The organism is Bacteroidota bacterium (assembly GCA_035506275.1).
Taxonomy (GTDB): Bacteria; Bacteroidota; Ignavibacteria; order UBA10030; family UBA8401; genus JAGVPT01.
Map to the genome: position 1 here is coordinate 421,138 of DATJPT010000008.1, position 24,253 is coordinate 445,390.

A 24,253-nucleotide genomic window follows, 5' to 3' on the forward strand; every position below is an offset into this window, starting at 1 on the left:
ATGAAGCAATGAGAGAGGAGATCAACTGCGTGGGGACGAACCGCGGAAATTTGTCAATTTATTCTCTGTCCCTCGGATGAGCCGCCTGATATTCTCTCGATGGGTATAGATGAGGAGAAGCGATGTGCCGATGGCAAAAAAGATAAGTGTGTGATATCCCTGGATCTCGACCTTAAAAATATTCTCGCGGAAGAACATCGTCAATGGAAAGGCAACTGCCCCGGCGATCGATCCGAGCGAAACGTAGCGGGAACTCGAAAAAACAGCGGCAAAAATAACGACCGCAACTGCAAACTCCACCGGTGCGAGCGCCAGCAGCATCCCCGCCCCGGTTGCAACTCCCTTGCCTCCTTTGAATCCGGCAAACAGCGTCCAGATGTGGCCGAGGATCGCCGCGACACCGCAGATGATCTGAACAACGGTGAAGTCTTCAAACGGCGTTCTGTTTTGGAACGGCAGCGAAGGATCCCAGAACAGACGGGCCACAAAGATCGTCGCTACGACCCCCTTGAACAGGTCGACAAGGATGACGGCCAAACCTATCTTCCATCCCAAAACGCGAAGAACGTTGGTTCCCCCTGCATTACCGCTCCCGTGCTGGCGGATGTCCATGCCGTGCAGAAGTTTGGAGGCAATGATGCTTGTCGGAATAGAACCGACGAGGTAACTCAAAACAATAACGATGGCGAGATTAACCATTGTTCATCCAAGTCGTGAGTGGGGATCATGGCTTCTTCGAATTAATAATAGAAAATCACCTAATGAAAATCAAGCGAGGAGGCGCTTTTGGCTGCGGAGTATGATATGCCTGGAACTGACGGCCCGGTCAACGGCCAATATGCCGTTCAAATGGTCAATTTCGTGCTGGAGCAGCTCTGAAAGAGCCCCCTTTGCTCTCATCTTTTTCCTCGTTCCGGATTCATCCCGATACGACACTTCTACCCATTCGTGACGCCGCACCTTCACTAACATTTCCGGAAAAGAAAAACAGTCATCCCACACACTGAATTTCTTGCCGCTCCGTTTGGTAATGACCGGATTCAGAAGAGGGCCGAGACCGTTCGGATTGATGAAAATGATCCTAAGCTGCACACCGATCTGCGGCGCTGCAATTCCTCTGCCAAACCCCCGGCGTGAACGAAAATCGTTGAGCGTATCCCTCAGGTTTCGGATTGTCGAACGAGCCGCCGATGAAGCGACATTCTCAACCCTCTTGCATCGTGTCCGCAGAACGGGATTGCCGAGCAGCAATATTTTCTTGACCGCCATGGAACCTCTCTTTTTAATCTTTGAACCGGCCCGCTAACACTTCGGCAAAATCGAGGTCGCCCGGAGTCGTTATCTTGATGTTCTCAAAGCTTCCTTCGACGATCGCCGGATTGATGCCGATCCGCTCAACAAGGGAAGCGTCATCCGTGGCCTCGATATTTTCACGGGCGGCGTTTGCATAGGCATCGAGAAGAACCTGGCGCCTGAACGTTTGCGGAGTCTGAGCCGACCACAGAAGAGAGCGGTCAAGCGTTCGTTCTACAAATCCTTTGTCGTTTCCGATTTTCACGGTGTCTTTGACCCGAACTGCAACCACGGCGGCAGAATGCAATTTGGCCTTTTCAAGAGAGTCAAGGATGACCCGCTGCTGAATGAACGGCCGAACGGCGTCGTGAACAATCACGATGTCCGATCGAGGATGAAGGAGACGTAACGAGTTGGCAACGGAGTCTTGACGCCGTTTTCCCCCCTCGGCAATTTTTGAAGCTTTGGAAATATGAAATTCTTTGAGAAGGTATTCAACCTGCTGGCGGCTTGAGGGCTGCACGGCGATGACGATTTCATCAACGGCACCGCACATTTGAAAACGTTCTAGCGTGTGGATGATGATAGGCTTTCCGCGGAGTGCGAGGAACTGCTTGCTGACCGTGGCTCCCATTCGTTCTCCGGCGCCGGCCGCCGGGATGATAACGCTGGTAAACATTGGACCTCACTTGGTTGCTGGTACGACCGATTTCCCGAAATATTCGATCACGAAATTGAACCGGGGAAAGTTCTTCGGCAGACGCATAATGCTGAAGACCATGACGCCGATCGCAAGGCGGTCAATCCATGATGACAGCGGCCAGCCAAAATGGATGGTGAATTTCTTGTCCGGCAGCTCATAATCGAGCGCGAACAGGATCTCGACCATGCTGTCGTACAGCGTTTGACCGCGATTGGCGAAGCGGAAATGATTCGGCGCAAGCTTTTCCGGGATGCCCTGCCTCGGCGAATAAAAGCTGACGTAGACCGATGTCGATTTTTTGTCCTCCACACCTTCTTCCTGCGGCCGCCGAAAATAGACATGAATATGTTCAGCGTCGTTTTCCGCGATGCTGAAGATCATTTTCATCGGGACGTCGGTTTGCTTGATTTGCTTGATCTCGGGCGCGCGCTGTTTTGCGACACGCAATCCGATGAACAGAAACACTGCAGTGACGGTCCCCCAGGTCAGCGTGCCGTACGGTTTTTCGTACGCAAGGTAGAGGAAACAGCTTAACAGGACGATGAAGAGCACAAACGTGCCGACCCTGGAGGTATTATAGCCGCGGACATCTTTTGTACCCTGAGAGTAACGGTAAATCAACAGGCTTCCCATATTGATGGTAAAACTTGCAAGCAGCCCGACGGCGTACATTTCAGCCAACGTCTGCTGGCTGCCGTTGGTGACAAAAACGATGAAGGTGAAGAATAATGCGCTGCAGAGATGGATCCGGTAGAGCGACTGTCGCCTGTTTGTCTTAATGATCCATCCAAACCCGTACCGATGGGCGACCCGCTCCATCAACTCGCTCGAGGCGACGTACGCCGTGTTCACCGCCATCATCAGCAGAACGCTGGCAAGGATCCCGACGATGTACCCGAAGGGAATTCCGCCGACCATTTTCGCAAACTGGGTTATCAGATCGGTCTCGTGCGCCGAGACGTCGATCCTTGAAGAGAGAACGATCATCGAAAGCACGGGCGTAAAGATACCGATCGTCACGCCGAGAAAAATATACGCTTTCCTGATGTCGTGCCACGACTTGACGAGCCCGGCCGTCTGCACGACCGATTCGATGCCGGAGTACGCCAGGATACAGCTCGATATGCTGACGATGATCAGAAAGTACGTGTTGAACCAGCTCCCTTCATCGAATTTCTGGGCGGCGCTCACGAAGGTCTCTCCGACGCGATGCACGCTGTGCGCATCGGCATGAAGCACGCCGGCGGAGAGAAGGTTGATGAGGATAATCGCGGCGACGACAAAAATGCCGAAGGTGAATTTTGCGTTCTCCTTGATGCCGATAATATTAAGTCCGGCGACGAACCAGATGACTCCGAGTTCAAGGATAAATTTTCCCGTTGCGGACATCGGAAAGAATGCCATCCCGTTTTCGATGGCGCTGACGGTCGAGATGCTGGCAGTGAGAACGTAGTCGACAAGAATCGAGGCGACGGCGACAAACGAAACGGTGGGGCCGAGAACGAGATATGAAAACGAATAGACCCCCCCTCCGCGTATTCCGTGCAGCTCGAGAATCTCGGCGATTTCCACCATCCGTGTCGAGAGAATTCGCATCAGGATGGATGTCACTGCGAGGTAGACGATCGCATGGTAGGCGATGACGCGGAAGGCCTCGCTCGGCGCATAAAAAATGGACGTCAACTCGTCCATCAGCGTAATGATCGCGATCGAAAGCCAGGTCAGCCACCACCGCCCGCTCGAGAAATAAGCGAGGAGGTTTTTTCTCGTAAAAAGATAGGCGAACCCTGCGACGAGGGCAATGTTGACGAGCGCCGAAATGAGAAACCGTTCGGAGAACATACGACGATGAGAAGGTTAGGAACGTCTCAAAGAATCAACATGGCATCGCCGTAGCTGTAGAACCGATACCCTTTCTTGATGGCAAGCTTGTAGGCCCGCATCACGAAATCATGGTCGGCAAACGCGGCGACCAGCATGAGCAGCGTCGATTCCGGCATATGGAAATTGGTGATCAGTTTGTCGGCAATCTTAAAATCATACGGGGGGAAAATAAATTTGTCCGTCCAGCCGCGGCTCGCCTTCAAATGGCCGTCGGTGGTGACGCTGGACTCGAGCGCCCTGCACGTGCTGGTGCCGCACACAAACACGTTTCCTCTGTTGTCGATAACGCGGTTGACGACGTTGGCCGTCTGCTCGCTTACTTCAAAATACTCCGAGTCCATCTTATGTTTCGTCAGGTCTTCCACCTCGACGGTCCGGAACGTTCCCAATCCGATATGAAGCAGGACGGAGACGACCTTCACACCTTTTCTCTCAATTTTTCTGAGAAGGGGCTTGGTGAAATGGAGACCGGCAGTCGGCGCTGCTACCGCGCCGATCGTTTTTGCGTAGACCGTTTGATAGGAATCCTTGTCTTTTTCCGTCGGGTCCCGTTTGATGTATGCCGGCAGCGGGGTTTTACCGATCTTTTCGATCAGCTTGAAGAAATCTCCTTCATAATTGAACCGTACCGTCCGGCCGCGCGATGTGGTATTGTCGATCACCTCGCACGCCAGGTTGCCGTTGTCGAAATAGATCTTGTTGCCGATGCGCACTTTACGCGCCGGGTCGACGATAACGTCCCAGATATTATCCGCGGCATTCAATTGGCGGAGGAGAAACACTTCGATCTTGGCGTTTGTTTTTTCCTTTCTTCCATAGAGGCGGGCTTGGAACACCTTCGTCTCGTTCACGACAAGGCAATCCCCCTTCTTAAAGAAATCGACGATATCGCGAAAATGTTCTTCGCTGATGTTTTCATCGTTCCGGTTCAACACCATGAGCTTCGAACGGTCACGGGGCGAAACCGGATGCTTCGCTATAAGGTTTCGCGGAAGAGGATATTTGAAATCCGATAGTTTCATCGCGCTGATGTTTCTTTCTGGGGAAACATTCCCTTTAGTTGAACAAACGCTCTTACGGGAGCGGGTGGATTATTTCAGTAAGCAGTAATCAGTATTCAGTAAACAGTAATCAGTATGAAACACCCTCAACCATACACTCCATACTGACTACTGCTTACTGTTAACTGTTCACTGCGTACCGCTTACTTCTTTTTCGACGCTTTCTTTGCTTTTGACGCCGGCGCATCCTTCAACGCGGCGCGGGCAGCGGCAAGGCGTGCGATCGGAACTCGGAACGGCGAGCAGCTGACGTAATTCTGGTTGATCTCATGACAGAATTCAACGCTCGACGGTTCACCGCCATGTTCGCCGCATATCCCGACCTTAAGGTCGGAACGGACTGAGCGCCCTTTTTCGACGGCAATTTTCATCAACGCGCCGACGCCGCCGCGGTCCAGGACCTCGAACGGATCCTTGGCGTAAATTTCCTTCTCCACGTACGGAATGAGGAACCGGGCTGCATCGTCGCGGCTGACGCCGAGCGTCGTTTGCGTCAGGTCGTTCGTCCCGAAGCTGAAGAATTCGGCCACGGTAGCGATCTCGTCCGCCGTGATCGCGCCGCGGGGAATCTCGATCATCGTCCCGACGAGGTACTTGAACTTTATCCCTTTTTCCTGCATCACTTCGGCAGCAACGCGGCGAACAAGCTTCTCCTGGTGCTCGAGCTCCTTCACGTTGCCGACAAGCGGGATCATGACCTCGGGTTCGACCTTTATCCCCTTCGCCTGAATGTTCGCCGCCGCTTCAAAAATCGCGCGGGACTGCATTTCGGTGATCTCGGGGAAGATGATGCCCAGACGGCATCCGCGAAAACCGAGCATCGGGTTGAATTCATGCAGGCTTTCGACGCTGTGATGCACCTTCTCGTAGCTGATGCCGATCTCAGAGGCGAGCTGGCGCTGTGCGGCCTCATCGTGCGGAACGAACTCATGCAGCGGGGGATCGATCGTCCTTATCGTCACCGGGCGGCCGTTCATCGCTTCGAAGATTCCTTCGAAGTCGGTCCTCTGCAGCGGCAGCAGTTTTGCGAGCGCCGCACGGCGTTCTTCGACCGTGTCCGCAAGAATCATTTCGCGCATCGGACCGATCTTCCCTTCGCCGAAGAACATATGTTCCGTCCGGCAGAGTCCGATACCCTCGGCCCCGAAAGCGACCGCATTGAGCGCCTGGTCGGGCTGGTCTGCGTTCGTCCGGATCTTGAGTCTCCGATACTTATCGGCCCACGACATGATCTTCGCATACTGCTGATAGACAGGGGCTTCTTTCGGCGCCAGCGTTTTTCCGATGAGCACCTGGAGCACCTCCGACGGCTTCGTAGCGACTTTTCCTTCGATCACTTCGCCCGTCGTTCCGTCGAGAGAAATCCAATCCCCTTCCTTGATGGTTTTTCCCTTCACTTTCATGGTGTGCGTCGAGTAATCGATGTCGAGCGCGGAACAGCCTGCGACGCAGACCTTGCCCATCTGACGGGCAACAAGCGCTGCATGCGAGGTCATTCCACCGCGGGCGGTGAGAATTCCTTCGGCCGCGTCCATCCCTTTGATGTCTTCGGGGGAAGTTTCGATGCGCGTGAGGATCACGTGCTCTCCCTTTTTCTTCCAAGCCTCGGCATCCGGAGCGTTGAACACAACGCGTCCGGTCGCCGCACCCGGCCCCGCATTCAGTCCTTTTGCGAGGAGCCGTCCGCTCTTCACTGCCGATTCTTTTTCCTTCAGGTCGAATACCGGACGAAGAAGCTGGTTGAGCTGATCGGGTTCGATCCGCTTCAGCGCTTCCTTGTCGGAAATCAATTTTTCTTCGACCATATCAACGGCAATTTTGATTGCGGCGAACGCGGTCCGTTTTCCGACGCGGCATTGGAGCATGTACAGCCTGCCTTGCTGGATCGTGAACTCGATGTCGTTCATGTCGCGGTAGTGCTTCTCGAGGGTCTTGCGGATCTTGTCGAGCTGGTTGTAGATCTTCGGGTTGTCCTTTGCGAGCTGGGAAATCGGAAGCGGTGTCCGGGTTCCGGCCACAACGTCCTCCCCCTGGGCATTCATGAGATATTCGCCGTAGAACACGTTCTCGCCCGTCGCCGCATCGCGCGTAAACGCCACGCCGGTCCCGGAATCGTCCCCCATATTGCCGAAGACCATCGATTGGACGTTGACCGCCGTTCCCCATGACTCGGGAATGTCGTACATCTTGCGGTATGCGATCGCCCTGTCATTGTTCCACGAACCGAACACGGCGCCGACCGCGCCCCACAGCTGTTCCATCGGTTCCTGCGGAAAATCGTTTCCCGTTTTTTCTTTGATCGCCTTCTTGAACAGCGTGACGAGGTCTTTCAGGTCGTCGGCGTTCAATTCGGTGTCAAGATGCACTCCGCGCGATTTCTTCTTCTCCTCGATGATCGCTTCGAACGGGTCGATTTCATCCTTGTGGACCGGCTTCAAACCGAGGACAACATCGCCGTACATCTGGACAAACCGGCGGTACGAATCGTAGACAAAACGCGGATTGTTCGTCTTCTTCACCAGACCCTCGGCGACTTTGTCGTTGAGACCGAGGTTGAGGATCGTATCCATCATACCCGGCATTGAAGCACGGGCGCCGGAGCGGACCGAAACGAGCAGCGGATTCTTCAGGTCGCCGAATTTCGCTCCCATTGCCTTCTCCACTTTGCCGATCGATTTTTTTACATCGGCCTGCAGTGATTTCGGATACGTCCTCTTGTTCGCATAAAAATAGGTACATACCTCCGTTGAAATTGTGAACCCTGCCGGCACAGGCAAATTGATGTTCGTCATCTCTGCCAGGTTCGCACCTTTGCCGCCGAGAAGGTTTTTCATTTCAGCCTTGCCTTCGGCCTTTCCATTGCCGAAGAAATACACATATTTAGCCATCGTTGTAATTTTTCCTTCTTATTGTGTTGTTGTTGTGTGTCGTGTTAATGGTTGATTGACCAAGTGAATTAAGAGTATTGCTTACATTTGCTGACATCCTCCAAAAACGCCCTCCCGATTTTATCGGTGAAAGGGTTCGAGAGATCTTTCATCCGTTCGGGATGCCACTGTACCAGGATGAGGAATGCCGCCGTGCTCCTGTCGTCCCATTCCAGCCCTTCAACAACTCCATCTTCCGACCTTGCATTGACCGCCAGCCCTTTGCCGACACGATCGACCCCTTGATGATGAGTTATTGACCTCGCCCCGCTCATGGCCGCAGATCGATGCGAGCATTGAATGCGGCTCAACGAGCACGGTATGCCGCCGGCCTTTTCCCTCAGCATCATCGTGCCGCGAAAAACCGCTCGATGCCAGATCGATGTGAAGCGACCCTCCGCAATAAACATTCACCGATTGCATTCCCCTGCAGATCCCAAGCATGGGCATCCTTTTTGCCAGGGCCTTTTCTATTACCTTGAATTCAAATCCGTCCCGTTTGCCATCGACGCCTTCCGTGTGCGCTGCGCCATCGCCTCTACCGTACACCTTCGGGTCAATATCACCTCCTCCTGTAAGCAGCAGACCGTCGCATTGTTCAATTTCGTCCGGCTGATTCCTTTGAAAAGACAATTCGTGAAATTCGATCACTGGATTGAACCGTAAAAGCCATCCTTGATAAGCGCTGAATATTCCTTTCTCCGACGTATTTTTCGTGATGCCGATTTTCATCATTCATGTCTTGTGCTGAGCACCGAATCTATCAGGGCGTTCCATTCCTGCTCTTCATGGACCGCCATTTCGACTTCCAGATAGAAAAGAGGAACATGCTCGGATATTTCGATCGAAGACAACCGGGCAAGATCCTTTTCCGTGGTAACGACATACTCGGCGTTGATCTTTTCCTGTTCCGCCGCAACGTGCTGCAGATCCAACTGAGAATACGGGTGATGATCTTCAAACGTTCTCATTGAGCGAACGATGATTCCCAGTTCCTCAAGACTTTCCCGGAAACTTTCCGGTTGACCGATTCCGCAAAAAGCCACGGCGTGTTTACCTTTAATGCTATTCAGATCGACGCTGAACCCGGTCTTCGCTCTCTTAAAGGAGGTAGTTGTCAACGAACTCGAAAAAATTTTTGCGTCCGAGTAACGACGAACCTCCTTCTTCAATCCTTCGATATCCATTCCGGGCCTTATCTTTGTAAGAAGGACCGCATCCGCCCTTTTCAAGGAGCTCAATACATCCCGCCTGTATCCTGCCGGCAGCATCGCCATTGAAAAGGGGGGATGACCGGCGTCGATCAGCACTACATCCAGGTCGCGATCCAATGAACGATGCTGGAAGCCGTCATCGAGGACGACGGCTTGGGCATGCAGTCGGTCAACAGCATATCGCGCGCCGTTCACCCGGTTTTCGTCAACGACGATGACCGCTTTCGGCATCCGGGTCGCAAGCTGGAAAGCTTCATCTCCCGCATTTGCTGCATTCGTTTTTACCGACAGACCGTCCGAAACCTCGACCAGTCCCCTGGTCTTCCGTTTATAGCCGCGGCTGACGATCGCACACCGGACATTTTTTCCTACCAGCCGGTTCACAAGGAGGCTGACGACGGGCGTTTTGCCCGTTCCGCCCGCTGTAATGTTGCCGATGGAAATAACCGGGGCGTTGATTTTTTCCGCCGGGAGAACCTTCCAATCATACAACAAATTCCGAAGAGCAACCCCGCCTCCATACAGCCATGATAAAGGAAACAACGCCGGAACTGGTTTCATCTGCTGTTTATTTTCGAAGCGTCACCGCACCGCCTGCTCCGCTTTTGTGCTCAAGGCGGCGAGTTGATCTTGAGCCTCTGCTAAAAAAAGATCGAGCGATTCATTCTGCAAGTGATCAGGAACCGAGAGGGGATCACTGTACTGAACGTCGATCCTCGAAAACGGCATCGGGATCTCAAATTGATCCCAGCTCTTTAATGTTTTCTTTCGTCTTGCGGCGATGCCGACAAGAAAGAGCGGAACATGTGCGCGCTGTGCTGCGCGGACCGCACCCATTTTCATCCGATGCCTTGGGCCTGTCGGACCGTCGGGGGTAATGCACAGCGACTTCCCATCATCAATGGCTCCGGTCATCAACTGCATAGCCTCTTTCCCGCCGATATGGCTCGAACCCCGGATCAGATCGTAGCCCCATCGCGCAAGAACAGCCGACAATATTTCGCCGTCCTCGCTTTGACTGACGAGAGCCGCAGCCGGCGCCCCTTTTTGAGGGCGGTGCAGAAACCATCCGACGAGCATGGAGCCGTGCCAGAATGCAATGACAGACCTTTTATGCCCCTTCCGATGTTCTTCAAAGAACGCTGAATTACTTTTCCTGATCCGGAGCGTACTGCATAAAATCAATGCCGCCAGCCACAACATCTTTTTCGCTAACCCATTGACGATTTTTTTCATCATCGGCGACAACAATTATCGCTTATGCAGGACCAACTGCCAAAATCGTCTCCGCAACATTCGCCGACGCCCCTTTCGATCCGAGCAGCCCTTTAACGACGGAGAGATCCTTTTTCATCGCACCCCGCGTTTCATCATTCTTGATCAGTCCGGAGGCCAGCGCGACCAGCCTGTGGACGGTCACGTTGTGCTGGATCAACTCGGGAACGATGGTCTTTCCGGCGACAATATTCACGAGGCCGATATTCTTCACCCGCACCAGCAGACGGGCAATGAGATAGGTCAGCCACGATGTCCTATAGACCACGATCATCGGCGTTTCAAAGCATGCGGTCTCTAACGTGGCAGTGCCGGACGTGACGATCGCAAGCTCCGCGTATTTCATCGTCTCATGCGTTGCATTCTCGACAAAATGCAGCGAAATATTCGGCGGAAGGTACCGTTCAAACACCTGCTCTTTGAGGTTCGGAGCTATGCCGACGACGATCTCGCATCCCTCTTCACGCTGAAGAACGGCAGCGGACCGTGCCATCACTGAGAACAGATTCTCCACTTCCTGTTCCCTGCTTCCCGGGATCAACGCCAGTATTTTCTTCGACTGGTCAATCCCGAATCGCTTGCAGAATTGCGCTCGGGAGAATCCGACATTCAACTCTTCAAGCAAGGGATGACCGACAAATCGGACATCGATCCCCTCTTTTTCATAGATCTCCGTCTCGAAGGGAAAGACGACAAGCATTGTGTCGATCATCCCCCGCATTTTCTTGACGCGTCCTTTTTTCCATGCCCAGACCTGCGGGCTGATGTAATAGACGACCTTCACGCCGTGCTTTTTTGCCTTTCGGGCAAAGCGCAGATTGAATCCGGGGTAGTCGATCAGCACTACCACGTCGGGTTTTTTCAAGACGAGGAGCTGCTCCAGGGTTCGCTCGACCGATCTGATCAGCGGCAGATGCCGCAGCACCTCCATAAATCCCATGAACGACAATTCGTTCACGTGGTACGTCAACGCCATCCCTTCGCTCTTCATCCTCTCTCCGCCGATGCCATAGATCTCGATCGACGGGTCGCGCCTCTTCAATTCTCTCACGACGCCGGCGCCGTGAATGTCGCCCGAAACCTCTCCCGCGATCATCATGACCCTGTGGACCATCGTCAGCCCTGCTTTACGAAATAGAGAATGAGGATCGCGGCTGTGATCACGCCGAATGCCTGCAGCGTCCGCCGTTCCGACTGCAGTCCGCGGGACAATTCTGCGCCGCGGCGGAAGACATGCTCGGCAGAATACCGTGTGAGACGCGGCATAAAGCGGGGAACGGCCTGCACGTAGCGTTCGTATTCGTCGCCGAAGGTCGTGTGCAGGTACTCTTCTTCTTTGGTCACGATCAACGTATACTGGAGCAGGAAGAAGCCGAACGCAATGATCACCAGGTACGGCATCAACGCATTGGCCATGATCCCGACGCCGACATACATCATCATGTTGCCGACGTAGAGCGGGTTGCGGACATAGCCGAAGGGTCCGTCAATGAATAGATGCGTGCCGCCGACACGTCCTGTCGTTCTCGTTTCTGTTCCCGCAACGGAGACTCCCCAAAGGCGGACGAACTCGCCGCACAGGGCAACGCAAAATCCGGCGGCGAGAGAGAGCGCCGTTGGCCGGGCGTACACCAGCATCAAAAGAATGAAGGGAATCGGCGTGTAGCTGCGCATCTCAAATATTTTCCCGCGGATATCCAAACGCTATCCTCTCATGAAAATTTCTTTTCGTGCAAGCTCTGCGGTGCGGCGCTTACGGGGATGCCGTTCTTCAACGAGCGGTTTGAAACGGGAGAGCACATCGTCGAACGTCTCGAAGCGATGATAGGTGATGTTCTCCCGCTCGCAATACGTCAGCAGCGCCTCTTTCGCAAACACGACATCGGCAAACCTCGCGGGGCATTGGTCGGAATAGCCGTTGCCAATATAGACGATCACATTGTCATCGCCGGATTTCGTCAAGAGATGGTTGCGCTTGCAGTTTGCACACCGAATGCATTCGGCATCCGTATACGGAAACCGGGGGGCCAGGACGCCGCCGTCTTCGATGACCATTTGATTGGAATAAAAAGGAACATGGCTCAGGCGCTCCTTTTCCAGCACATGCCGGATATAAAGATCGAAACCATCGCTGAGAATATGGACGGGAATAGACTTGCTCCGGCAATACTGCTCAAACCGGCGGAACCCGGCATCAATTTTCTGACCGTCCACAAAAGTGCCAAAAGTCGATGCCGAAAGCGATCCGACCGTTGCACACGACCGCCGCCAGCTCTCCATCATTCCGATCTTCCCGTCGCGGGCTTCGAGGAATGTGCGGGAGCATTCTTCCGGACTGCCGAACACTTTGAACATCGAATCGCCGATGTCGGTGGGCGTGATCGTCCCGTCAAAATCCGTGAAGACAATATAGGAGAGCCGGTCGTTCATTAATTTCTGGCCACTGCGTTTTCGTTGAACCGCACTGAAACGAGTTTTGAAACCCCTTCTTCTTCCATCGTCACGCCGTACATCGCATTCGCCGCTTCCATCGTGCGCTTATTGTGCGTCACAACAATGAACTGCGTATTGTCGCTGAATTTTCGAAGGATGCGCGAAAAGCGGTCGATATTGGAATCGTCAAGCGGCGCATCGACCTCGTCGAGGATACAGAAAGGGCTCGGCTTCACAAGATAGATCGCGAAGAGAAGCGCGATAGCGGTCAGCGTCTTCTCTCCTCCCGAGAGCAAGTCGATCGACGTCGGACGCTTGCCCCGCGGTTTTGCGATGATCTCGATCCGGGCTTCAAGAGGGTCGACTCCTTCTTCGAGACGCAGATCGCATTCATCCCCCTCGTCGAACAAACTTTTGAATGTCGCGATGAAATTGTCCCTGATCTTGCTGAACGTCTCGCCGAACGTCCGTTGCGCCGTCGTGTTGATTTCTTCGATCGTAGAGAGAAGGGTCTCTTCTGCCTCCACCAGGTCCCGGCGTTGCGTGGTTATGAAATCAAGCCGTTCGCTCTCGCTTTTGAACTCATCGAAGGCGGCAAAATTAACGGGTCCCAGCGCCGCTATCTTATCCTTCAGCGTTCGTCCCTGTTCCCGTGCCGCTTCGATGTCGAACTGTTCCTTATCGGCGTATGCTTTCAATTCGAGAAGGAATCCATATTCTTCCCGTGCCCGCGTGATAAGGTTTTCGGATTTCATCGTGAGTTCCGAGAGTCTGATCTCAAGCTCATGGGTCACGCCGAGAGAATCGTCGTGCAGTCTCCGCTCGTCCTTGATCTTGAGCTCAACTTCATGCATCTGGTTCCTCTTCGCGTTGTATTCTGTGTCTACGCTTTTTCCCCGTTCGACGATCACGTGGAGTTCCGAGTTCAACCGATGGAGCTCCGCTTCGGTATCCGACAGTTCTTTGACCAGCCGCTCGATCTCACCGTTCGCCTCGGCAATATCCCGGTCGCGCTGCGTAAGGGTCACCGTGATATTTTCTACGGTCTCGCGGATGTACTCAAGTTCGCGGGCAATTTTCTTTTCCTCGTTTTGGAGGTTGAGAAACGCAACGTGGGCTTTGTTGGTGGCCTCGGAATATTCTGTCCACAGAACCTCCATCGTTTCCATTTCGCTCGTTGCTGCGCCGGAGCTCTGTTCGGCGGACGACCTCTTCTTCTCGAGCTGGTCGATTTCGGGAAGAAGGACGTCGAGCTCTTTCTGCAGTTCCTCGGCCTCTGCGGCAAGCTTCACATTCTCCGCCGTGTTCCGTTCCATATTTTCGTTGATGCGTTTTTTCTCGAACTCGATTTGCGCAATGCGCATCTCGACGCCCGTCATTTGCTGTTCGACGCGCTTCGCAGCGGCGGCAAGGGTCTTGATCTCTATCGATGCCAGAAGGGTTTCCTTTGCTGTGATCTCCTTGCGGAGGGACGCCAGCGATTCGGAGAGCCCCGCCGTCTCGCCTTCAAGCTCTGTAATCTGACTTTTTTTGCCGATCATGCCCCCGTCGTCAGTGCGAAGGCTCCCGCCTTTGAGAACCCCCTGACCGGTAACGACTTCCCCTTCAAGAGTGACGCACTTCAGCAGTGTGCCGGCTCCGATCGCTGCGGAAGCAGCGCTCACATCGCTGACAAGAAGCATGTTGTCGAAAATATAATCGCACAAAGTGCTGAATGCCGGATCGCACGTGATGAAGTCACGGGCCCATCCGATAATCCCTTCCCCCGCGATCTTTGTGTTCGGACTTTTCAACGCAGGCAGCCGGTCAAGGCAAATAAACGTTGCCTTTCCCTTTTGATTCTTTTTCAGCACATCGATGCCTCTGTACGCTTCTTCGATGTTCTTCACGACGATGAAACTTGCCGTTTCGCCGAGGGCGGATTCTACCGCAACGCGGTAGCGCGGCTCTGTCGACACGGCGTCAGCAACGGTCGTCTGGACGTTTGCTTTCCACTCATCGTTCGTGATGAGAAACTTTGCGCCTTCGGAGAATCCGTCGTAGCTTTCGATCAACCCTTTGAGAAATTCCAAGCGGGCACGGCGGCGGTCGAGGACGCCCCGAATCTCAAACTCCTTGTTCCGGAGAGCTTCGATCTCCCGTTCCAGCTCCGATTTCTGGGATTCTCCCTGATGGACGCGGACTTCTGCTTCAGCGTATTGCTTGCGGAGTTCGCGGTCTTCGCTGCTCAGCTGATTGACAAGCTCCGAATTCGTCTCGACTTCGCTCTTATAGATTCCGTTCTCTTCATTGGAAAAATCGATGCGGCCGCGGATATTCTCTATTCTCGCCTTCGTCCGCTCATGCTCCTGCCGTTGCAGGGAGATCTCCTGCAGCAGCGACAGAATAAGGTCCTGAAGCTTTTTTACCTCGGCTTTCTTGGCATCGAGCTGGACGGTAAACGCATCAAGTTCTTCTTTTTTTCCTGCATAGTGGCGCTCGGCATTGTCGACCTTCACGTGCATTTCTTCGATCGACGCCCGAAGGATCTTTGATCGCTCCTGCAGCTCGTCCTGTTGACGACGAAGTTCGACCTTTTCCTTTTCAAAGCGTTCGATCGATGCCGCGAGAGATTTCTTCCGTTCACTCGATGAAATCCGCATCTGCTGGACGGTGTTGATCCGTTGCTGCTGATCGGCCACATCGGTTTGCGCGTCGGTAAGCTTCGCCTCGAGATCTTCCAATTCCTTACGGAGAAGATCGAGGAGAGTCTCCTTTTTGGAAAGCTCCGAATCGATCCGTTCCTTCTCGCTGCGCGCTCCTTCGAGCTCGTGTTTCAGCGGTCCCACTTTGTCCGCGATGGCGGAATAGTCGCGTTCCAGCAGGTCAACTTCCAGCGCCCGAAGTTCCTTGGAAAGCCCATTGTATTTTTCTGCCTTCTGGGCCTGCCGTTCGAGAGAATTGACGGCCTTCTGCACTTCCTTCACAACGTCGTTCACGCGGACGAGATCCTGCTGCACTGTTTCAAGCCGTCGGAACGCTTCTTTTCTCCGGTGTTTATATTTAGTCACTCCCGCGGCTTCTTCGAACAAGCGGCGGCGCTCGTCCGTCCGGTCGCTGAGGATAGTTTCGACCATCTTCAGTTCGATCACCGAGTAGGCGTCCGACCCCATGCCGGTGTCCATGAACAGGTCTTTGATGTCTTTCAGCCTGCAGAGTGTTTTGTTGAGGTAGTACTCGCTCTCCCCGGAACGGTACACGCGGCGGGTAACGGTCACTTCCGAATATTCGGTCGGAAGGATTCCTTTCGTGTTTTCGATCGTCAACGAAACATCCGCCATGCCGATCGGCTTGCGGTTTTTTGTCCCGTTGAAGATCACGTCCTCCATTTTATCGCTGCGCAGCGTGCTCGGCCGCTGTTCCCCCAAGGCCCATCGAATGGCATCGACGACGTTGGTTTTGCCGCAGCCGTTCGGTCCCACGATCGCAGTGATGCCCGAATCAAATTTCAGGTTCACTTTGTTCGCAAACGACTTGAATCCAACGACCTCTAACTTCGATAGATACATAGTCCTCTCACTCCGATCAGTTCGCCGCCGGTACCACCGTACTCATCATAAAATGAATGTACGCCATCGTCGCATGGGCATAATCGAAGTAGCCATACCACAAAAGTCCAAGCACCGCGAAGACCACAATGGCTATCGCGTAGATCTTGACCGAAGAGCTGTCGTAAATAATCGAGATCCCCTTCAGCGTTCTGAAAAGAATCCACACCATAACGGCCCCGAAAATCACCAGAACAGGAACAACATAGACCTCGCTCTCCATCACCCTGTATAAGATCATTCCCAGCGGGATGAAGATCACCATCGGAAGCGTCGACCATACCGCCACAGAGTATGAATGGAAGAGGTAGACTTTGGTCCGGACAAAAAAAGAAAGGAACTGAACGAGGACCATGACAATAAACATCCAGGCAAAACAGACGAGTCCGCAATAAGCGATGCACTGAATCGGATGCCAGATGAGTTCGATGATGATCGCTTTAAGGGAATCCGAAGTGATGAACATCGTCAAGATATAATCGAGCACCATGCTGGTGCGGAAATGATACAGCACGCTCGACACGACGATGGCAAACGTCACGGCGACGATCGCCGACAGGATCGCAGTGTGGAGATTCGACAATATCCTCTGGTCGCGAATATCCGCGTAAAAATTGTACGGACGGCGCAGCGCCCGGAATACCCCTTCGCGGAAGCGGCGGTCGGAATTCAGAAGCCAGAAGAAGAGGATCAGGAGAACCAGGCCGAGGAGAACGTACGACACCGGCGACGAGGTTGAGTGAGTGCCGACCGGGAGCGCCGCGATCTTTTCTCCAAGAAACATCGAGCGAACGACGTCATAACTGACTTTTTTCTCCCGATTGAATTCGACGATGCCCTGCGTGTACAGGTCCGGTGTGTTCGATTGCACGGACAGCATCGGCCGGTCTCCGCGCCAATCGCTAAAGCTCCAGACGAAACTGGCGGCAATGTTGGACCCTTTGATCGCGTCGTAACGCTGAAAAAGATATCTCGCCTGCGCTTCCTGAGACATCGGATCGCTGTACCCGTTCCGGTTGCCCGTTTCCACGGCTTTGCCATACTGTCCCACGATCAACGGTTGCTCGGGATGAGAGGCCTTCCATCGCTGAAGCGAGGACGTGAATCCCTTCAGGTCGGCATTCACAAGCCGAACTCCGGCGAGGTCGACGAGGCTTGAATTTTGAACATCATCGAGGGAGAGTGAAATATAGTAGGTCAAGCGGCTATCCATCGACCGCGCCGTTCCTTGCAGCTGGTCGAGCAGAAGCTTGGCGCGCGGGTCGATCGATTCAAAGCCGTCGCCGAATCCCCAGGCGACGAGCGACGGATGACTTCTATCCCGACGGATCATCTCTTTCAGGTAATTATCGGCAAGCGCTCGGTAGTTTTCCGTCGAGAAAATATCCGCGGGAGTTTCATACAACGGAATTTCCTCAAATGCCAGAAGACCGTACTGATCGCACAGGTCGAGCAAGTAGGGGTGGGGCGGATGGAATGAAAACCGGACAGCGTTAGCCCCGAGGTTCTTGATCAACGCAACGTCCTTCTCCATCTGCTCGTACGTCATCGCGCTTCCGTGATCGGGCGTGTCTTCTCCCCAGATCATCCCCCGCAGCGTCACGGCAGCGCCGTTCAGCATGACGCTCTGCTTCTGTTTTCCAATTGTCCGGATCCCGGTATGGATGGTGCATTCATCAACCACGACGCTGTTTTTCCCCTCCCCCGCCGCGAGGACGGCATGCAGGGTATAAAGATTCGGCTGATCCGGGCTCCACATTTTTGCCCCCGGGATCGTCACCGTCGTTTGCACCGATACGTCTTTGTTGATCCCGGGCGACAAGGAGATCGGAATGCTTTTGCCAGCCGGGAGACCGGTCGCTTTATCGGAACATTCAACCGTAAAATTCAGAACAGCTGGCCCGCCATGATCGCCGCTGAAAAGTTTAGAAAAGTCGCGTCCGGAAATTACAGCATGGACATTCAGCTTGACCATTTTCGGGTCGATGCTCTCTGTTTCGGAAACGAGGTCATCGATCCATACGAGCGGTGTCGCAACCAAAAAAACGTCGCGAAAAATACCTCCATAGTTTTTCCATCCGCCGATCTGCTGACGAAGCGGAAGAGTGCTTCTGGAGTTCAGGGTATTGTCGACAACGATGCGAATGACATTCTCACTCCCGAACTGAATGGTATTTTCCGGCACGAGAAAAGAAAAGGAGGTGTATCCGCCTTCGTGCTTTCCGACAAAAACTTCGTTGAGATAAATCTCCGCCTGGTAATTGATCCCATAGGCCACAAATTTGAAGCTGTGGGAAGCGAGCAGTGCCGGCGGGAGGTCGAATTTCCTGGTGAAGATCACTTTCCCCTCAATATCGAACGCGGATGGAACGAGAACTTCTTTCCACGTTGCCCCTTCATCCGTCGAACAATTCCATCTCCCGGACAGGTCTACAACAGACCTGGAGGGGGACGAATAATTAAGGATATCGGGCCGGGATTTTCTCCCGTTTTCGAAAATAAAGGTCTTTGAGGGAGCGAGAGTTGGTGCCGCGAGAAGAAAAACCAGTGCCAGGAGATAGCGACGGGATGAGATTTGCAATAATGGACTCAAAATATTTGGAGAAAAACGTGTGTTTTCGAGGATTTAGGGAACACGAACCCTTTATTCGGGATAATATAATACATCTGAGGCCGAAAAGCAATCAAAAAAAAATGCTCTAAGTCTATAATTTACATAAGCTTAGAGCATCTTAGGAATGTATACGTCGAGAGCAGGAGGCAGATTATAGCCGTTATTGCTAGTTTCTAGCCCCGGCTACAATTGCTGAAAACGAATCCGCCTTGAGGCAAGCTCCCCCCACAAGAGCGCCGTCAATATCTTGCTGACCTAAAAGTTCCTTTGCATTCTCGGGTTTCACGCTCCCGCCGTATTGAATAATTAGCTTTTCTGCAACAGGCCATGAATACAATTGTGCAACAAGCTTTCGAATCAACTGATGAACTTCTTCTGCCTGCTGAGTCGTCGCCGTTTTACCGGTGCCGATCGCCCACACCGGCTCGTAAGCAACGATCACGCGAGCGAGGTCGGCCTCTGTCAGGCCGGCAAGGACGCCCTTCACCTGAGCCGTGATGACTTTATCAGTGATCCCCTTCTCCCGTTCTTCCAGCGTCTCCCCGACGCAGATGATCGATCTCAATCCTGCAGCGAGGACCTTCTTGGCTTTTTGATTGATGAGATCATTCGACTCGTGGAAATATTGACGCCGCTCCGAATGGCCGACGATGACATATTCGCAGCCGACCGACTTCAGCATCTTGATCGACACTTCGCCGGTATACGCCCCGTCGTCATGAACGGACACGTCCTGAGCCCCCAGTTTTATCGAACTCCCCTTCACGAGCTGCTGTGCGACCACCAGGGAAGTATACGGTGGACAAATGATGACCTCAGCTTTCCCGCTCCCGACCAGGCTCTTAAGGCTGTTGATAAGCTCGGCAGTTTCAAAGACATCTTTATTCATTTTCCAATTTCCGGCAATAACTTTATTTCTCATAGGTATTTCTTCTTTCGCTTGTGAGGTTGAGGATTAAATGTAATGGGCACCGATTTATTATTGGTTCAATTTGGTTTTCAGAATGTCGTTGACGATTTTCGGATTGGCTTTGCCTTTTGTTGCTTTCATCGTTTCGCCGACGAAAAATCCGAACAGCTGCGTCTTCCCGTTCCGGTATTGTTCCCTCTGCGACGGATTCTTCGAGAGGATCTCATCGACAATTTTATCTATCGCCGAAGCGTCCGAGAGCTGGACAAGCCCTAGACGCTCGACGATCGTCTTCGGGCTCTCTTTCGTCTTGACCATCTCTTCGAACACTTCCTTCGCGATTTTTCCGCTGATGACGCCGTCGGCGATCAGGTTGACCATCGCGGCCAGATTCTCCGGCGAGATCGGAAAATCCTGCAGCGCGATATGCTCGTCGTTCATGACCCGAAGAACATCGGTCATCACCCAATTGCTGATCGCTTTATACCCGTCCGGATTCTTCCGTGAAATTTTTGAAACGGCGTTTTCGTAATAATCCGCCAGCGGCTTTTCTAGCGTCAGAATGCCAGCATCATATTTCGGCAGTGCATACTCACCGACGAACCGATCGCGCCGCTCTTTGGGAAGCTCTGGCAGGGAAGATCTCACTCGTTGGATCCACGGTTCATCGACCAGCACCGGCACCAGGTCCGGATCCGGGAAATACCGGTAGTCGTGCGCTTCTTCCTTGCTCCTCATGGAGACGGCCACATTCTTGTCGGCGTCCCAAAGCAGCGTTTCCTGCACAACCGCGCCGCCGTCCTCGATCAACACGATCTGGCGGTTGATTTCATAGTCAAGGGCCCGTTCGACATTGCGGAATGAATTCATGTTCTTCACTTCGGTCTTCGTCCCGAATTTCTTTTCCCCTTTCAACCGGACCGAAACGTTCGCGTCGCAGCGGAGGCTTCCTTCTTCCATGTTGCCGTCGCATATTCCGAGGTACGTCACGATCTGCTTGATCATCGAAAGATACTCGTATGCTTCGTGCGAATTGCGGATGTCGGGCTCGCTGACAATCTCGATCAGCGGGACGCCGCAGCGGTTCACATCGACGAGCGTATCGACATCCACATCATGGATCGACTTTCCGGCGTCCTCCTCCATGTGAATACGGGTGATGCCGATGCGCTTCGTCGAACCATCCTTCAACTCCACGTCCACATGGCCGTTCGCGCAAATCGGCTCTTCATATTGTGAGATCTGATACCCCTTCGGCAGATCAGGATAGAAATAATTTTTCCTGGCGAAAATGGATCTCGGCGCAATGGAACAATCAGTTGCAATCCCCATCTTCAGAATGAATTCGACCACCTCTTTGTTGAGAACAGGGAGCACGCCGGGCATGCCGAGACATACCGGACACGAGTTCGCGTTCGGAGTATTTCCGAACTTGGTGGTGCATGCGCAAAAGGCCTTTGAATGTGTCAGCAGCTGGGCATGCACTTCAAGTCCGATCACAGCTTCGTATCTGTCGTTCATTGCATTACGATCAGGATGAACGCTTATGCTGCAAGAGCGTTCGTTACTTTTTCAGCAGCATCTTTTAAGTTTTCCGCGACGAGAAAGCTCATTCCCGACTTCTTCAAAATTTCCGCCGCCAGGTCGGCATTCGTTCCGGCAAGGCGAATAACAACGGGTATCTTCACTTCCACTTTCTTCGCCGCCTCGACCACGCCGGTCGCGACCCGGTCGCACCGCACAATGCCGCCGAAAATGTTGATAAGAATTGCCCTCACATTTTTATCGGCAAGAATGATCTTGAAGCCATTTTCGACCGTTTGCGCGTTCGCTCCACCGCCGACATCGAGGAAATTTGCCGGCTGCCCCCCGGCCAGCTTGATAATATCCATTGTCGCCATTGCGAGCCCGGCTCCGTTGACCATGCACCCTACGTTGCCGTCGAGCTTGATGTAATTCAAATTCGATTTCGAGGCCTCGATTTCGAGCGCCTCTTCCTCGTCGAGGTCGCGAAGTTCCGCAAATTCCGGGTGCCGGTAAAGGGCGTTGTCGTCAAAATTGATCTTTGCATCGAGAGCCAGAACATCCCCTCCTCTTGTAATGACCAAAGGATTGATCTCAGCGAGAGAGGCGTCCGTCGCATCGTACGCTTTGTAGAGAGCCTGGAGAAATTTTACGCCGTTCTTGAACGCGTCACCGCTCAACCCGAGCGCGAAAGCGAGTTTCCGGGCCTGGAATTGCTGGAGCCCCACCGCGGGATTGACGGGTTCCTTCACGATTTTTTCAGGAGATTCAGCGGCCACTTTTTCGATTTCAACTCCCCCTTCGGTTGAGACCATCAGGACGTTCATTCCGGACATCCGGTCGAGGGTGATGCCGGCGTACATCTCTTTTGCAATGTCAATGCCTTGTTCGATGAGGAGTCGTTTCACAATTTTCCCCTCCGGTCCCGTTTGATGAGTGACAAGCCTCATGCCAAGAATTTGCGATGCCAGCGTTCTCACCTCATCGAGACTTTTTGCCACTTTGACACCGCCCCCTTTGCCTCTGCCGCCAGCGTGTATTTGGGCCTTTACGACCCAGACATTTCCGCCTAAACGCTGCGCGACAGCAACAGCCTCATCCGCAGAAAAAGCAACGGCGCCTTGCGGCATCGCGACGTTGTATTGACGGAGAATCTCTTTCCCCTGATACTCATGAATTTTCATAGCAATCCTTTTGAATGGAAACCATCTCCACGAAGAGATGATCTATTTGATTTTTTCCGAGATCGACTTGGCCTGCAAAAAAAGGAGCAGATAGTCGCGACCGCCTGCCTTGGAATCTGTGCCGGACATGTTGAACCCGCCGAACGGATGGACACCGACGAGAGCGCCCGTGATCTTCCTGTTCACATAAAAATTTCCCACGTGAAAGATCTTCTTTGCTTTTTCGATCTTTTTCCGGTCCTTCGTCCATATTCCGCCTGTCAGACCGAACTCTGTATTGTTTGCAATTTCGAGAGCGTGGTTGAAATCCTTCGCTTTGATCACCGCCAAGACGGGCCCAAAAATTTCCTCTTGTGCGATCGTCGCATCGGGGGCGACGTCGGCGATCACCGTGGGTTGAATGAAGTACCCATCCCCGCCGGCTTTCTTGCCGCCGGCGACAAGTCTTCCCCCCTCCTGCACCCCCTTCCCGATATACTCAAGTATCTTCTCTTGCGCGCCGCGGTTGATCACCGGCCCCATGGCGTTTCCCGGATTATCGCCGGGGCCGACGGACAACTTCTCCGTTTTTTCCTTTATGAGGCCGACAACTTTATCGTAGACTTTTTCAACGACGATCACCCGGGATGCGGCGGAACATTTTTGCCCCTGAAATCCGAACGCTGACACCACCGCCGCCTGCGCCGCGGCATTCAGGTCCGTCGCATCGTCGATAACGATAGAATCCTTTCCCCCCATTTCGGCAACAACGCGCTTCAGCCACTTTTGCCCCGGCTGTACTTTCGCCGCAAGTTCATTGATGTGAATTCCTACCTCTTTCGATCCGGTGAAGGAAACAAAGCGAGTCTTGGGGTGAGCTACCAAGGTGTCTCCAACAGTTCCTCCTGCTCCGGTAACAAAATTGATAACGCCGTCCGGCAAACCGACCTCGCGCATCAATGAGAAATATTTCCACCCGGTCAGAGGCGAATCGCTCGACGGCTTTAATACGACAGTGTTGCCGGTCACGACAGCAGCTGATGTCATGCCTGTGAGAATTGCAAGTGCAAAATTCCACGGCGGCACGACCACGCCCACACCGAGAGGAATATACTGCAACTCACTTTTTTCCGTCGGAATTTTCGTGACGGGATGCGGCCCGGCATAGCGGAGCATTTCGCGCCCATAGAATTCGAGAAAGTCGATCGCTTCGGCGGTGTCGGCATCTGCTTCGGGCCAGGTCTTGCCGACCTCGAAGATCATTGCGGCGCTGAATTCATGCTTTCTCTTCCGCATGATCTTTGCGGCCTTGAAAAGATATTCGGCCCGTTTTTTGGAGGGGACAAGCTTCCATGTTTCGAATGTTGCTGCCGCACGCTCGATGGCCTTATTCGCCAGCTCCGCGTTCGCTTTTTGAAAAACACCGACGACTTCGCCCGGCGCAGATGGATTGTAGGAGTTCAATTTTTCAGCCGTACGGAATTCTTCGCCGCCGATCACGATCGGATATTCCTTCAAAAACTCCGACCGGACCTTTGCCAGAGCATTTTCCATTGCTTTTCTGTTCACCGGTTTGGAATAATCCGTCAACGGTTCATTCTTGAATATTGTTACCGACATAAGAGACCTCGAATTCGCAAAGATGTGTTTAGAAAATGCCAGTAA

General features: G+C 53.2%; 18 protein-coding genes. All 18 read right to left on the minus strand.

The window, feature by feature from the left end:
- Positions 1–21 precede the first annotated feature (21 nt).
- Positions 22–699, minus strand: coding sequence for a glycerol-3-phosphate 1-O-acyltransferase PlsY (plsY, locus tag VMF88_07170; GenBank protein ID HTY10836.1), 678 nt, complete (start codon positions 697–699; stop codon positions 22–24).
- 69 nt (positions 700–768) lie between these two features.
- Positions 769–1,269 (minus strand): peptide deformylase, encoded by a 501-nt coding sequence (locus VMF88_07175; protein HTY10837.1) that lies wholly within the window; start codon positions 1,267–1,269, stop codon positions 769–771.
- A 13-nt stretch (positions 1,270–1,282) separates the two neighbouring features.
- Positions 1,283–1,972: a 2-C-methyl-D-erythritol 4-phosphate cytidylyltransferase gene (gene ispD / locus VMF88_07180; protein HTY10838.1), complete on the minus strand. Its 690-nt coding sequence runs from the start codon at positions 1,970–1,972 to the stop codon at positions 1,283–1,285.
- Positions 1,973–1,978: 6 nt separating this feature from the next.
- Entirely contained in the window at positions 1,979–3,838 is a 1,860-nt protein-coding gene (locus VMF88_07185; GenBank protein HTY10839.1) for an APC family permease, read from the minus strand.
- A 26-nt stretch (positions 3,839–3,864) separates the two neighbouring features.
- Entirely contained in the window at positions 3,865–4,902 is a 1,038-nt protein-coding gene (queA, locus tag VMF88_07190; GenBank protein ID HTY10840.1) for a tRNA preQ1(34) S-adenosylmethionine ribosyltransferase-isomerase QueA, read from the minus strand.
- A gap of 182 nt (positions 4,903–5,084) precedes the next feature.
- Positions 5,085–7,829: a pyruvate, phosphate dikinase gene (ppdK, locus tag VMF88_07195; protein HTY10841.1), complete on the minus strand. Its 2,745-nt coding sequence runs from the start codon at positions 7,827–7,829 to the stop codon at positions 5,085–5,087.
- Between the two features lie 68 nt (positions 7,830–7,897).
- Positions 7,898–8,278 (minus strand): gamma-glutamyl-gamma-aminobutyrate hydrolase family protein, encoded by a 381-nt coding sequence (locus VMF88_07200; GenBank protein ID HTY10842.1) that lies wholly within the window; start codon positions 8,276–8,278, stop codon positions 7,898–7,900.
- Between the two features lie 321 nt (positions 8,279–8,599).
- On the minus strand, positions 8,600–9,643 hold the full coding sequence (gene lpxK / locus VMF88_07205; GenBank protein ID HTY10843.1) for a tetraacyldisaccharide 4'-kinase: 1,044 nt from the start codon (positions 9,641–9,643) through the stop codon (positions 8,600–8,602).
- A gap of 21 nt (positions 9,644–9,664) precedes the next feature.
- Complete coding sequence (locus tag VMF88_07210; GenBank protein HTY10844.1) at positions 9,665–10,321, minus strand: lysophospholipid acyltransferase family protein; 657 nt, start codon at positions 10,319–10,321, stop codon at positions 9,665–9,667.
- 19 nt (positions 10,322–10,340) lie between these two features.
- The gene (lpxB, locus tag VMF88_07215; GenBank protein HTY10845.1) at positions 10,341–11,471 is read right to left on the minus strand and encodes a lipid-A-disaccharide synthase; all 1,131 of its coding nucleotides are present in this window, start codon (positions 11,469–11,471) and stop codon (positions 10,341–10,343) included.
- Between the two features lie 2 nt (positions 11,472–11,473).
- A complete protein-coding gene (locus VMF88_07220) occupies positions 11,474–12,058 on the minus strand; it encodes an isoprenylcysteine carboxylmethyltransferase family protein (GenBank protein ID HTY10846.1) in 585 nt (194 codons plus the stop codon).
- Positions 12,059–12,061: 3 nt separating this feature from the next.
- Positions 12,062–12,787, minus strand: coding sequence for an MtnX-like HAD-IB family phosphatase (locus VMF88_07225; GenBank protein ID HTY10847.1), 726 nt, complete (start codon positions 12,785–12,787; stop codon positions 12,062–12,064).
- On the minus strand, positions 12,787–16,338 hold the full coding sequence (gene smc / locus VMF88_07230; GenBank protein ID HTY10848.1) for a chromosome segregation protein SMC: 3,552 nt from the start codon (positions 16,336–16,338) through the stop codon (positions 12,787–12,789). Before smc ends, VMF88_07225 begins: the two co-directional genes overlap by 1 nt.
- A gap of 16 nt (positions 16,339–16,354) precedes the next feature.
- The gene (locus VMF88_07235; GenBank protein ID HTY10849.1) at positions 16,355–18,958 is read right to left on the minus strand and encodes a glycoside hydrolase family 2 TIM barrel-domain containing protein; all 2,604 of its coding nucleotides are present in this window, start codon (positions 18,956–18,958) and stop codon (positions 16,355–16,357) included.
- 199 nt (positions 18,959–19,157) lie between these two features.
- Entirely contained in the window at positions 19,158–19,913 is a 756-nt protein-coding gene (tpiA, locus tag VMF88_07240) for a triose-phosphate isomerase (GenBank protein ID HTY10850.1), read from the minus strand.
- Positions 19,914–19,970: 57 nt separating this feature from the next.
- Positions 19,971–21,422: an Asp-tRNA(Asn)/Glu-tRNA(Gln) amidotransferase subunit GatB gene (gene gatB / locus VMF88_07245; protein HTY10851.1), complete on the minus strand. Its 1,452-nt coding sequence runs from the start codon at positions 21,420–21,422 to the stop codon at positions 19,971–19,973.
- A gap of 23 nt (positions 21,423–21,445) precedes the next feature.
- On the minus strand, positions 21,446–22,609 hold the full coding sequence (sucC, locus tag VMF88_07250; protein ID HTY10852.1) for an ADP-forming succinate--CoA ligase subunit beta: 1,164 nt from the start codon (positions 22,607–22,609) through the stop codon (positions 21,446–21,448).
- Between the two features lie 42 nt (positions 22,610–22,651).
- Entirely contained in the window at positions 22,652–24,208 is a 1,557-nt protein-coding gene (gene pruA / locus VMF88_07255; GenBank protein ID HTY10853.1) for an L-glutamate gamma-semialdehyde dehydrogenase, read from the minus strand.
- Positions 24,209–24,253 lie beyond the last annotated feature (45 nt).

Coding starts and splice junctions, on each gene's coding strand:
- VMF88_07225 (HTY10847.1), bottom strand. CDS start 12,787: ATGAACGACCGGCTCTCCTATATTGTCTTCACGGATTTTGACGGGACG.
- VMF88_07200 (HTY10842.1), bottom strand. CDS start 8,278: ATGTTTATTGCGGAGGGTCGCTTCACATCGATCTGGCATCGAGCGGTT.
- plsY (HTY10836.1), bottom strand. CDS start 699: ATGGTTAATCTCGCCATCGTTATTGTTTTGAGTTACCTCGTCGGTTCT.
- gatB (HTY10851.1), bottom strand. CDS start 21,422: ATGAACGACAGATACGAAGCTGTGATCGGACTTGAAGTGCATGCCCAG.
- VMF88_07185 (HTY10839.1), bottom strand. CDS start 3,838: ATGTTCTCCGAACGGTTTCTCATTTCGGCGCTCGTCAACATTGCCCTC.
- pruA (HTY10853.1), bottom strand. CDS start 24,208: ATGTCGGTAACAATATTCAAGAATGAACCGTTGACGGATTATTCCAAA.
- tpiA (HTY10850.1), bottom strand. CDS start 19,913: ATGAGAAATAAAGTTATTGCCGGAAATTGGAAAATGAATAAAGATGTC.
- queA (HTY10840.1), bottom strand. CDS start 4,902: ATGAAACTATCGGATTTCAAATATCCTCTTCCGCGAAACCTTATAGCG.
- lpxK (HTY10843.1), bottom strand. CDS start 9,643: ATGAAACCAGTTCCGGCGTTGTTTCCTTTATCATGGCTGTATGGAGGC.
- VMF88_07175 (HTY10837.1), bottom strand. CDS start 1,269: ATGGCGGTCAAGAAAATATTGCTGCTCGGCAATCCCGTTCTGCGGACA.
- lpxB (HTY10845.1), bottom strand. CDS start 11,471: ATGGTCCACAGGGTCATGATGATCGCGGGAGAGGTTTCGGGCGACATT.
- sucC (HTY10852.1), bottom strand. CDS start 22,609: ATGAAAATTCATGAGTATCAGGGGAAAGAGATTCTCCGTCAATACAAC.
- ppdK (HTY10841.1), bottom strand. CDS start 7,829: ATGGCTAAATATGTGTATTTCTTCGGCAATGGAAAGGCCGAAGGCAAG.
- smc (HTY10848.1), bottom strand. CDS start 16,338: ATGTATCTATCGAAGTTAGAGGTCGTTGGATTCAAGTCGTTTGCGAAC.
- ispD (HTY10838.1), bottom strand. CDS start 1,972: ATGTTTACCAGCGTTATCATCCCGGCGGCCGGCGCCGGAGAACGAATG.
- VMF88_07210 (HTY10844.1), bottom strand. CDS start 10,321: ATGATGAAAAAAATCGTCAATGGGTTAGCGAAAAAGATGTTGTGGCTG.